The organism is Janthinobacterium sp. MP5059B (assembly GCF_001758645.1).
GTDB lineage: Bacteria > Pseudomonadota > Gammaproteobacteria > Burkholderiales > Burkholderiaceae_D > Janthinobacterium > Janthinobacterium lividum.
In genome coordinates this window covers 1-11,831 of the sequence record NZ_LRHX01000016.1, presented here as the reverse complement: position 1 = coordinate 11,831, position 11,831 = coordinate 1, and the positions used below count along the sequence as shown (strand labels likewise).

At 65.6% G+C, this 11,831-nt stretch carries 5 protein-coding genes; 4 read left to right on the top strand and 1 reads right to left on the bottom strand.

The features are described 5' to 3' along the window. Positions 1–34: 34 nt before the first annotated feature. Positions 35–931: an MBL fold metallo-hydrolase gene (locus JAB1_RS17155; protein ID WP_070281115.1), complete on the bottom strand. Its 897-nt coding sequence runs from the start codon at positions 929–931 to the stop codon at positions 35–37. 198 nt (positions 932–1,129) lie between these two features. Here JAB1_RS17155 and JAB1_RS17150 point away from each other — a divergent pair, with 198 nt between their 5' ends. The 4 genes from JAB1_RS17150 to JAB1_RS29625 form a co-directional block, all read left to right on the top strand. Continuing rightward, positions 1,130–2,752: an HD family phosphohydrolase gene (locus JAB1_RS17150; protein ID WP_070281834.1), complete on the top strand. Its 1,623-nt coding sequence runs from the start codon at positions 1,130–1,132 to the stop codon at positions 2,750–2,752. Beyond that, positions 2,749–5,004 (top strand): adenylate/guanylate cyclase domain-containing protein, encoded by a 2,256-nt coding sequence (locus tag JAB1_RS17145; RefSeq protein ID WP_070281113.1) that lies wholly within the window; start codon positions 2,749–2,751, stop codon positions 5,002–5,004. The genes JAB1_RS17150 and JAB1_RS17145 overlap by 4 nt, the downstream gene beginning before the upstream one ends. Positions 5,005–5,214: 210 nt before the next feature. Further along, positions 5,215–6,825 carry a ShlB/FhaC/HecB family hemolysin secretion/activation protein gene (locus tag JAB1_RS17140; protein ID WP_070281111.1) on the top strand — a complete coding sequence of 537 codons (1,611 nt, stop codon included), beginning with the start codon at positions 5,215–5,217 and terminating at the stop codon, positions 6,823–6,825. 16 nt (positions 6,826–6,841) lie between these two features. Continuing rightward, positions 6,842–11,831: YDG domain-containing protein (locus tag JAB1_RS29625; protein WP_139144593.1), on the top strand; the 4,990-nt coding region annotated here is incomplete at its 3' end.

Genomic DNA, 11,831 nt, shown 5'->3' with positions numbered 1-11,831 from the left:
ATTCAAAAAAAGGAACCGCAAGGTTCCTTTTTTTTTATGCGCCGGCCAGTTCCACCGTCAGCCCCTCATAGGCGAGAAACACCTGCAAGCCGGCCAGGCGGCTCGCATAGCGGCCCATCACGTCGGCAAACACGGCTTCGAGCTGCTCGTCGCTGCGGGTCGGTTCGTGGTGGGTGCAGTACAGGCGCCGCGCGCCGCAGCGCAGGGCCAGGTCGAAGGCGGCGTCGAAGGTGCCGTGGCCCCAGCCCTGCTTGCCCGGGTATTCCTCGCGCGTGTACGAGCAATCCATGATCAGCGCATCGACGCCGGCTACCACCGCGTCGATGCCGGCCTGGCGCTGTGCATTGCGCGCCGCGCAGGCCGCATGCTCGGCATGGCCGGGCGGATGCAGGTTGTAGAACGGTTCATGATCGCCGCTGAAAAACAGCGCGGCGCCGCCGCAGTCGATGCGGTAGCCGAGGTTGACGACGGGGTGGTTCATTTCCGCGCCGCGCACCTGCGCGCCGCCTACCTCGACGGCCTCGCCGGGCGCCAGGGTGCGGTACTCGATGCAGGCCGCCATGGCCGCTTCGCTGACGGGAAAATAGCTGTTTTGCAGTTGCACCGCCATCACGTGCTCGATGCCGCGTCCGGCGACGGCATCGTGGGCGCCGTACAGGCGCATGCGGTTGCCGGCCACAAACAGGGGCGAAAACATGGGCAGGCCGTGGATGTGGTCCCAGTGGCTGTGCGTGATGAAGACGTGCGCGTCAACAGGCTCGCCTGGCGGCAGTTGCTGCGCCAGCGAGAAGATGCCGCTGCCCGCATCGAGAATGATCAGGCTATCGCTGTCGGTGCGTACTTCGATGCACGTGGTGTTGCCGCCATAGCGCGCCGTGCGCGGGCCGGGAGAGGGGATGGAGCCGCGCACGCCCCTGAACGTGAATTTCATTCAGTACCTTGTTACGGTGTAATTATTGTTGATTCTATTCTAATTAATGAGATTGGCGGCAACATTTATGCGTGTTGCGATACGGAAAGTTATTTCATTTTGTTGTAACTAAGTAATGTACAGTGCGCAGGGTGGCCGTTACACTGGCGCTTGCCGACTTCCCCTTTTTTGCTTGCCCATTACCTGATTGCCGCCAACATGCCTCAGCTGCACCCTGAGAAAATCGCCCACAGACTGGAGCAATTGACCGAACTCAGTGTCGCGCTCGGCCATGGCCTGGGCGGCGAGGGGCACGATATCGGCGCGCTGTTGCAGCGCATCGTGCTGCTGGCAAAAAGCATGAGCGGCGCCGATGGCGCCACCCTGTACCGGCCCATGGCCGAGGGCCGCCAGCTGGCGTTCGACATCAGCGTCAACGATAGCCTGGGCATCGCGCAGGGGGCGGACATGGGCTTGCCTGGCGTGCCCCTGTTCGACGCTGCCGGCCAGCCCAACCTGGCATCGGTGGCCGCGTATGCGGCGAACCTGCGCCGCAGTGTGAATATCGCCGACGTCTACCGCGACGAGGGCTTCAATTTTTCCGGCATGCGCGAGTTCGACCGCCACCACGGCTACCACACGCAATCGATCCTGACGGTGCCCATGAGCGACCACGAGGGCGACTTGATCGGCGTGCTGCAGCTGGTCAATGCCAAGGATGGGGAAACGGGGCAGGTGCGCGCCTTTTCCTCCACCGACCAGCGCTTCATCGAGGCGCTGGCCGCGCAGGCGGGCGTGGCGCTGACGAATCAACTGCTCATCTCGCAGCTGGAAGAGCTGCTTGAATCGCTGGTTACCCTGATCAATATCGGCATCGATGAAAAGTCGCCGTACACGGGACGCCACTGCCAGTTCGTGCCCGAGCTGACGATGCTGCTGGCGGACGCCGCGCATGCGACGGACACCGGACCGCTGGCCGATTTTAGGCTCAGCGACAACGAGCGCAAGCAGCTGTGGCTGGCCGGCCTGCTGCACGATTGCGGCAAGATCACCACGCCCGTGCACGTGGTCGACAAGGCGACCAAGCTGGAAACCATTTTTGACCGCATCGCCCTGATCGATACGCGCTACGAAGTGCTGCTGCGCGACGCCGAGATCGCGGCCCTGCGCCAGCAGGCGGCGCAGCCGCAGCAGAAAGATGCCATTGCCCGCGCGCTGGCGCAGGAGCAGGCCGCGCTGCGCGAAGAGCGCGACTTCATCCGCAGGGTGAACATCGGCGGCGAAAGCATGGCGCAGGCGGACCAGGAGCGCGTGCGGCAGATCGCCAGGCGCCGCTGGCGCGCGGCCGATGGCGAACTGCGCGATTTTCTGGACGCCGACGAGACGGAAAACCTGACCATCCGCGCCGGCACCCTGACGGCGGCCGAGCGGGCCATCGTCAACAACCATATCAGCGTGTCGATTCGCATGCTCGAAGCGCTGCCGTGGCCCAAGCACCTGCAAAAGGTGCCCGAGTATGCGGGCGGCCACCACGAGCGCATGGATGGCAAGGGCTATCCGCGCGGGCTGACGAAAGAGCAGATGTCGGTGCCGGCGCGGCTGATGGCCATCGCCGATATTTTCGAGGCCCTGACGGCGCGCGACCGGCCCTACAAGAAGGGCAAGCCGCTGTCCGAATCCCTGCGCATCCTCGGCAATTTCAGCCTGAACGGGCATATCGACCCGGAGCTGTTCGACGTCTTCATCCGCAGCAAAGTCTATCTGACCTTCGCTGAAAAGCACATGCATCCGAGCCAGATCGATGCCGTCGACGAGGCGGCCATTCCAGGCTATACCCCTTGAAGCCGTCGCTGGCCTTGCGCAAGCATGGGGCGCGTTGCTTGCTGGGCATACTGCTGACGCTGGCGGCGGCCGTGCTGTGCCTGGCCGGCAACGACAACATCGCGCGCCTGGACGCCATGCTGGGCGACTGGCGCATGCGCGCGGAAAAGCCGCAGCTCGACCGCCGCATCGTCATCGTCGACATCGACGAGCAAAGCCTGGCCCGGGTGGGCCGTTTTCCCTGGAGCCGCGATATCCAGGCGCGTCTGGTACGCCAGCTCACCGGCCATTACGGCGTGTCTGCGCTGGGCTTCGATATCGCGTTTCCCGAAGCGGACACCAGTTCCGGCTACGCCGTGCTGCAAGGCCTGGCGCATGGCGAACTGGCGGGCGTGGCCGGCTTGCCGGCGCAGCTGGAAAAACTGCGCCCCGCCATGGATTACGACGGCCTGTTTGCCGAGGCCATGCGCGGCCAGCCCGTGGTGCTCGGCTACAGCGTCTCGGAGCAGCAAAGGAAGGGCGTGCTGCCCAAGCCGGCCTTCACCGTGGCCGATTTGAACGGGCGCAGCGTCACGGCCTATGTGGCGCGCGGCTACGAAGCCAATATCGCGCCCCTGCAGGCGGCCGCGCAAGGCGCCGGCATCTTCACGGCCCTGACCGATGCCGATGGCGTGGTGCGTTCCTCGACCCTGTTGCAGCGCATCGGCGACGGCTACTATCCTTCGCTGTCGCTGGCCACCGTCGCCGTCTACCTGCAGGCGCGCGCCATCGCTCCCCGCTTCACGGGCACGGCCGACACCCTGTCGGCGCGCGAACTGGCCAACGGCGGACTCGAACACCTCATGCTGTTCACCCCGCGCGGCGCGATGGCGATCCCCGTGGGCGAAGCCTTGACGACCACGGTGCAGTACCGCGGCACGGGCGGCCCCGATGGCGGCGCCTTCCGCTACGTCTCGGCGTCCGACGTGCTGGCCGGCACGGTCCCGCCCGCGCTGCTGAAGGGCGCCATCGTGCTGGTGGGGACCACGGCGCCCGGCCTGAACGATATCCGCGCCACGCCCGTGAATGCCGAGTATCCGGGGGTGGAGGTGCACGCCAACCTGATCAAGTCCATGCTCGACGGGCGCTTCAAGGCGCGGCCCGACTATGCGCTGGCATTGGAACTGGTGCAGATCGTGCTGTGTGGCCTGCTGCTGGCGGGCGCCCTGGCAGTGCTGCCGCCGGCCGGCGTGATGCTGGCCACCGTGGGCGCGCTGGCGGCGGCCATCGGCATCAACCTGTACCTGTACGCCGCGCACGACCTGGTGCTGGGCGGTGCAGTGCTGCTGCTGCTGATCCTTGCACTGTTCATCGCCAACCTGGCGTGGGGCTATTTTTTCGAGGTGCGCAAGGGACGCGCGCTGGTGGCGCGCTTCGGCGAATATGTGGCACCCGAGCTGGTGGCCGAGATGGCCGACGATCCGCAGCGCTATACCATGGAGGGCGAGAACCGCGAACTGACGGTGCTGTTTGCCGACGTGCGCGGTTTCACGGCCATTTCCGAGCAGCTGGCGCCGGCCGCGCTGCGCGAATACATCAATGAGTATCTGACGGCCATGTCGGAAGATATCCGCGACAGCCATGGCGGCACCCTGGATAAATACATCGGCGACGCCGTGATGGCGTTCTGGGGCGCGCCCGTCGCCTTTGGCGATCATGCCAGCCGGGCCGTGGCCAGCGCCTTGCTGATGCAGGGCAGCGCGGCGCGGCTGAACCGGCAGTTTTGTGCGCGCGGCTGGCCGGCGCTGCGCATCGGCATCGGCATCAATACGGGTTCCATGCATGTGGGCGACATGGGCTCGCGCATCCGCCGCGCCTATACCGTGATGGGCGACAGCGTCAACCTGGCCGCGCGCCTGGAAGGCGCCAGCAAGCTGTATGGCGTGGGCATCGTGGTGGGCGAGGCCACGCGCGCCGCCGCCCCGGATTTCCTGTACCGCGAGCTCGATCGCATACGCGTGCTGGGCAAGCAGGAAGCGGTGGCCATCTTCGAGCCGCGCGGCCTGCTGGCCGACGCCAGCAAAGCGGAGCTGGCGCAGCTGGAACGCTGGCATGCGGTGCTGGTCCGGCTGCGCGCGCGCGACTGGGAGCAGGCTGGTGCGCAGCTGGCCCGCTTGCAGGCGGACTTTCCCGATGACGGCCTGTACCGGCTGTACGCGGCGCGCCTGGAGCAGTACCGCAACGCGCCGCCGCCTGCCGACTGGGATGGTGTGACAGCATTGCACAGCAAATAGCCCGCCATCGCGCCCGAAAATGCAAGCGATGGCCGCATTTTTCACCCTCGCCGGCGCACGGTTTGTTGCGCTGCGATAAAAATCAGGGAGAAATGTTAGAAATTTCTGACTGGAAACTAAAAGCCGTCTAAAATTTGTCTTCAATCCATTGCCGGACATGCTGGCGCCTGCGGGCCGCGCGCTTGTCCGGTTACACAAGAAATCCTTCACATGACATATCGTTTGGTGCACCTGCTTGCGGGTTCCGCGCTGCTGTTCGCCGTCGGCGCCGCCGGCGCTGCCGTTCCCATGGATGAAGTTGCTCCTGCCATGCAGGAAGACGGCGTGCCGCGCTTCGAGATCCGCCGCTTCGATGTCCAGGGCAATACCCTGCTCACGTCCGCGCAGGTGCAAGCTTTGCTGGCACCTTACACGGGCGCGCAGCGCGATTTTTCCGACATCGCCCGCGCCGTCGAGGCGCTGGAAGCGGCCTACCGCGAGCGCGGTTACAGCGCCGTGCAGGTGCAATTGCCCGAGCAGGAACTGGAACGGGGCGTGGTGCGCCTGAGCGTGCTGCAAACGCCGCTGGGCAAGCTCGCCATCAGCGGCAACGCGCATGTCGACGAGGCCAACGTGCGGCGCGCCCTGCCGTCCCTGCGCGAAGGCGAGACGCCGAACGTGCCGGCCCTGTCGCAAAGCCTGAGGCTGGCCAATGAAAACCCGGCGCGCAAGATCGAAGTGCGCCTGCAAGCGGACGAGCCGGCGGGCGCCATCGACGCCATCGTCACGGTGGCTGATGAAAAGCCCTGGAAAGCCATGCTTAACGTCGACAATACGGGCAATGCGCAAACGGGCAAGACGCACGTGGGCGTGGTGCTACAGCATGCCAACCTGTTCGGCCGCGACCATGTCGCCAGCCTGCAATACACGAGCAGCCTGGAAAAGCCGGACAAGGTGGGCGTGTATGGCGCCGGCTACCACCTGCCGCTGTATGCGCTGGGCGACTCGATGGATTTCTTCGCCAGCTATTCGAACGTCGATTCGGGCAGCGTCTCGGCCGGCATCTTCGACCTGGCCGTCAGCGGCCAGGGCAGCATGGCCGGCATCCGCTACAACCAGAACTTTGCCCGCAGCGGCGATTTCGAACCCAAGCTCGTGTACGGCGTCGATTACAAGGCGTATCGCAACAGCGTGCAGCTGTTTGGCATGGAGCTGGGCGCCGACGTCACCGTGCATCCGCTCAGCGTCAGCTACATCGGCAACTGGACCTTGCCCACGGGCGAGACCAGCGTGGCGGTCACCTTCGCGCACAATATCCCTGGTGGCAAGCATGGTGCGCAAACCGATTTCGACCGCGTGCGCGCGCATGCCAAGGCGGCCTACAACACCCTGCGCCTGAGCGCCAGCTCGGGGCGCGTGCTGGCCGGCGACTGGCAATGGCGCGCGCTCGTCAACGCGCAAGTCACGCCCGATGCCTTGGTGCCGGGCGAGCAGTTCGGCGCCGGTGGCGCCGCGTCCGTGCGCGGCTTTGCCGAGCGCGAGGTATCGAATGATTCGGGCGTCAACCTGAACCTGGAACTGTATACGCCGAACTGGTGCGGCCAGGCACTCGGCTACCAATGCCGCGCACTGGCGTTCTATGACACGGCATGGCTGCGCCGCAACCATGGGCTGCCCGGCGAAAGCGCGTCGCAAGGCATCAGCAGCGGCGGCCTCGGCCTGCGTTTACTGCTGAGCCGCTATGCCAATCTGCAACTCGATTACGCCCATGTCGTCAATGGCGGCGACACGGGACAGCGGGGTGCCAACCGCCTGCATTTCCGCCTCGCCTTGGCCTACTAGTATCAGGATGAACACCATGCACAACCATGTCCAGCACGCCTCCGTTTTCATCCTGACGCCATCCTTTTCGTCACCCTTTGCGCTGCCCCTGCGCCGCACGGCGCTGGCGCTGCTGCTGGCCGGCTGTTTTGGCGCGGCGCAGGCCAACCCCGCCTTGCCGCAGGTGGTCAACGGACAGGCGACGTTCAACCAGCAGGGCAACATCTTCTCGATCACGAACACGCCCAACACCATCATCAACTGGCAGAGTTTTTCCATCCATGCGGGCGAAATCACGCGTTTCATCCAGCAAAACGGCAATAGCGCCGTACTCAACCGCATCACGGGACAAGACCCCAGCAAGATCCTGGGCGCGCTCGAATCGAACGGCAAGGTCTTCCTGATCAACCCGAACGGCATCGTTTTTGGCCAGGGCGCGAAAGTGGACGTGAACGGGCTGGTGGCGTCCAGTCTGGGCATGACGAACGAGGATTTCCTGGCCGGCAAGCGCCAGTTCACGGCCGCCGGCGTGGCCGGTGCCGTCAGCAATGCGGGCACCATCAACGCGGGCAAGGGCGGGCAAGTGCTGCTGATCGCGCCGAACGTGGAAAACACGGGCATCATCACGGCGCCAAATGGCGAAGTGATCCTGGCGGCCGGACGCAGCGTGCAGCTGGCCGACCCCGGCAATCCGCAATTGCGCGTGCTGGTCTCGGCACCAGCGGACCAGGCCCTGAACCTGGGCCAGATCATCGCCCAGGGCGGCAGCATCGGCATGGCCGGCGCGCTGGTCAGCCAGCGCGGCGTGCTCAACGCCAACAGCGCCGTCGTCGGCGAGAATGGCAGGATCGTGCTCAAGGCCAGCGGCAAGGCGTTGCTCGAGGCGGGCAGCGTCACCAGTGCCACTAGCGCGGTGGGCAAGGGGGGAGACATCCAGGTGCTGGGCGAGCAGGTGGGTTTGCTGGGCAACGCGGCAATCGACGCCAGCGGCGCCACGGGCGGCGGCACGGTCTTGCTGGGCGGCGACTACCAGGGCAAGAACGCGGCCGTGCAGAATGCGCGGCAGGTGCTCGTCGGCAAGGACGCCAGCGTCAATGCCGATGCCGTCCATGGTGGCAACGGCGGCAAGGTCATCGCCTGGGGCAATGAATCGGCCCAGGTACACGGCAGCATTTCCGCGCGCGGCGGTGCGCAGGGCGGCGACGGGGGCTTCGTGGAAACATCCGGCCATTACCTGGCCGTCGATGGCATCCGCGTCAATACCAGCGCGGCGCATGGCAAGCGCGGCAACTGGCTGCTCGATCCTTACGATATCACCGTGGTCGCCGGTTCGGGCGGCCAGCTGAGTTCCTTCGATCAATTCGCCGACTCTCCGGCCACCGGCAACGCCAGCATCGGCGCCGACCTCATTTCCGGCGCCAGCAGCAACGTCACGCTGCAGGCCCTGCACCGCATCAATTTCAATAGCGCCATCAACATCGCGCAGCAAGGCGTGGGCTTGACGGCGCAGGCGGGCGAGATCATCAATGTCAATGCGCCCATCACCACCAATGGCGGCCATATCACGCTGTCGGCCAATGATGCGGCCGCTGGCATGGCCTATGGCGCCGGCTCGAATGTGAATCTGAACGCGGCGCTCGGCAGCGGCAATGGCGACGTACGGTTGTCCGGCGCCGGCGTCACTTTTGGCGTCGGCTCCGTGAATGTCGGCAACGGCAATTTGACCTTGCGCGCGAATGTCGCCGGTGGATCCATCGACCTGACGGGCAGCGGCGATCAGCTGCTGGGCAGTGGCGTCACCGGTCAGACGGTGCTGCTGGAGGCGGACAACATCAGCATCAACGGCGCCATCAATGTTGGCGGCGCCGCCGGCAATGCCGGGGTGACCCTGCAAGCGTTCAGCGCGGGACGGCAGATCGCGCTGGGTGACAAGCCTGGCAGCGGCCTGCGCCTGACAAACGCCGAACTGAACCGCATCGCCGCCGGCAGCGTGCATATCGGCAGCGCTGCAGGCGGCGACCTGACGGTGGAGCAGGCGATCGACCTGGCAACGGTCGCGGCGGACGGCGGCGTGAAAAACCTGGTGCTCGAAAGCGGCGGCAATGTGCTCGTCTCGAACACGCTGGCGCTGCGCCAGGACGGCAGCAGTATCACCGCCACGGCCGGCGGCTTGCTGTCGCTCGCCAGTGGCGGCGGCTTGTCCGCCGGCGCGGTCAATCTGGTTGCCGACAATATGAGCCTGGGCGGCGGGGCGCAATCGATAGCGGCCACGGCGGGTGGCACCGTCAGCCTGAACCGCCGTTCCAGCGTGGGCGCCATCACCCTGGGCACCGGCGCGGCGGACAATGCCGGCAGCCTGGGTTTGAGCGAAGCGGAATTGAAGACCATCAGCGCCGGCACCGTGCAGGTGGGCGGCGACAGTTTTACCGGGGTCGTCAATCTCGTGGGCGCGATGGACTTGGCGTCGCAAGGCGAGTTGAACCAGCTTGTGCTGCGCACGGGCGGCAATATCAACCTGAACGGCCCCCTCAGCGTGGCCAAGGGCTTGACCCTGGCTTCCGGCAATAACATCAGCGCGAGCGGCGCCGTCAGCGCGGGCGGCGACTTCCTGCTCGATGGCGGCCGCTGGGTGCAGAACAGCGCCAGCCTGCCCGCGTTTTCCGCGCGCGGTTTCAGCATCGCGCAGGGGAGCTTCCTGCGCGCGGCAGGCGGCGACGGCGGTTCGTCCTCGCCCTATCTGATCGCCGATATCCATGGCTTGCAAGGCATCGGCAGCCTCGGCCTTGGCAACAGCTATCGCCTGGCGGGCAATATCGACGCCAGCGGCACCGCGAACTGGAACGATGGCCAGGGTTTTGTGCCGATCGCCGGCAGCGGCAGCGGTTTTTCCGGCGTGTTCGATGGCGCCGGATTTACTCTCAGTAACTTGAAAATCGACCGCAGCCTGGCGTCCGGTTCGGCGGCAGGCCTGTTTGGCACCATCCAGGGCGGCACCTTGCGCAACCTGACCCTGAGCGGCGGCAGCGTCACCGGTACGGCCAACGTGGGCGCGCTGGCGGGCGAGGTCGTCAGCGGCAATATCGATGGCGTGAACAGCAGCATGGCCGTCAGTGGCCAGCGCAATGTTGGCGGCCTGGTGGGCAGCAACGGGGGCGCCATCACGCTGTCCGCCAGCAGCGGCGCCGTCACCGGCATCAATGCCGATGGCGGCGGCGCCATCGGCGGCCTGGCGGGATTGAATGCGTCCGGCGCCAGCATCACGACCTCGTATGCCACCGGCGTGGTGACGGGCGCGCGTGAAATGATCGGCGGCCTGGTTGGCAATAACCAGGGCGCGCTGAGCCAGTCTTATGCCACCGGCAATGTCACTGGCGCACGCAGCATCGGCGGCCTGGTGGGCCTGAACGGCGGCAGCATCGATGATGCGTATGCCAGCGGTGCCGTGGGCCGGGCCGGCGTTGCCGATCCCATTCTCGCCTGGGAAAACATGGGCGGGCTGGTCGGCGAAAGCACGGGCAGCGTCAGCCATGTCTTCAGCAGTGGCGCCGTGACTGGCAGCGGCTATGCGGCAGTGGGCGCGGTAGCCGGCCGCGTGTCTTCCGGTTCCCCGTTCAGCTATGGTTTTTTTAATTATGAAACATCGCTGGTGCTGATGGATGGCGGTGGTTCCAGCGGACGCAGCACGGCGCAGATGAAGCAGCAGGGCATGTTCAACGACTACAATTTCAGCAGCGTGTGGCGCATCTACGATGGCTACACGACGCCGATGCTGAAGGCTTTCCTGAAACCGCTGCAAGTGAACCTTTCTGGCAATGCTGCGGGCAAGGTCTACGATGGCCAGTTGGCTGCCTTCCTCGGTTCGATCGGCTATGTGGGATTGATCGACGGCGACACGGGCGTAAATGGCAGCCTCGGCTACGGCAGCAACGCGCGCAATGTGGGCAGCTATGCAGCGACAGGCCTGTGGTCGACCAAGTACGACATCAGCCTGGGCGGCACGACGACTTTCGCCATCACGCCGCGCGCGCTGACGGTGAGCATCGGCGGCAATGGCAAGATCTATGACGGCACCCTGGGTTACGACGGCGCCAATTTTGTGCTGGGCAATGTGGTGGCGGGCGACAACATCAGCATCAGTGGCAGCGCCGCCTTCCTCGACAAGAATGCAGGCAACGGCAAGGCCGTGCATGCCAGCGGCCTGGCCCTGGGCGGCAATGAACTGGGCAACTACAGCCTGGCCGCGACCACGGCGGACGGCACGGCGGACATCAGCGCGCGCGTGCTGAACTATGGCGTCACGGGCGCGCAAAGCCGCGTCTACGACGGCACTTTGCAGGCTGGCCTGAACGGCTACTTTGAAGGCCTTGTGACGGGCGATCAGGTCAGCATGACCGGCTTGCAGGGCAGCTTCCGCGACAAGCATGTGGGCACCGGAAAAGTGGTCGATTACCAGGTGGCGACGGGCCAGCTGACGGGCGCCGATGCGGGCAACTACGTGCTGAATGGAAATGCGGGCAGCACGACGGCCGACATCACGGCGCGCATGCTGAACTATGGCGTCACGGGCGCGCAAAGCCGCGTCTACGACGGCACCTTGCTAGCTGGCCTGAACGGCTACTTCGAGGGCCTGGTGACGGGCGACCAGGTCAGCATGACCGGCTTGCAGGGCAGCTTCCGCGACAAGAATGTCGGTACTGGCAAGGTGGTCGATTACCAGGTGGCGACGGGCCAGCTGACGGGCGCCGATGCGGGCAACTACGTGCTGAATGGAAATGCGGGCAGCACGATGGCCGACATCACGGCGCGCGTGCTGAACTATGGCGTCACGGGCGCGCAAAGCCGCGTCTATGACGGCACCTTGCAAGCGGGCCTGAACGGCTACTTCGAAGGCCTGGTGACGGGCGATCAGGTCAGCATGGCCGGCTTGCAGGGCAGCTTCCGCGACAAGCATGTCGGTACTGGCAAGGTGGTCGATTACCAGGTGGCGACGGGCCAGCTGACGGGCGCCGATGCGGGCAACTACGTGC

Excerpts from the sequence above, each read along its gene's own strand:
- JAB1_RS17150 (WP_070281834.1), top strand. The coding sequence starts at position 1,130 with ATGCCTCAGCTGCACCCTGAGAAAATCGCCCACAGACTGGAGCAATTG.
- JAB1_RS17155 (WP_070281115.1), bottom strand. The coding sequence starts at position 931 with ATGAAATTCACGTTCAGGGGCGTGCGCGGCTCCATCCCCTCTCCCGGC.
- JAB1_RS17140 (WP_070281111.1), top strand. The coding sequence starts at position 5,215 with ATGACATATCGTTTGGTGCACCTGCTTGCGGGTTCCGCGCTGCTGTTC.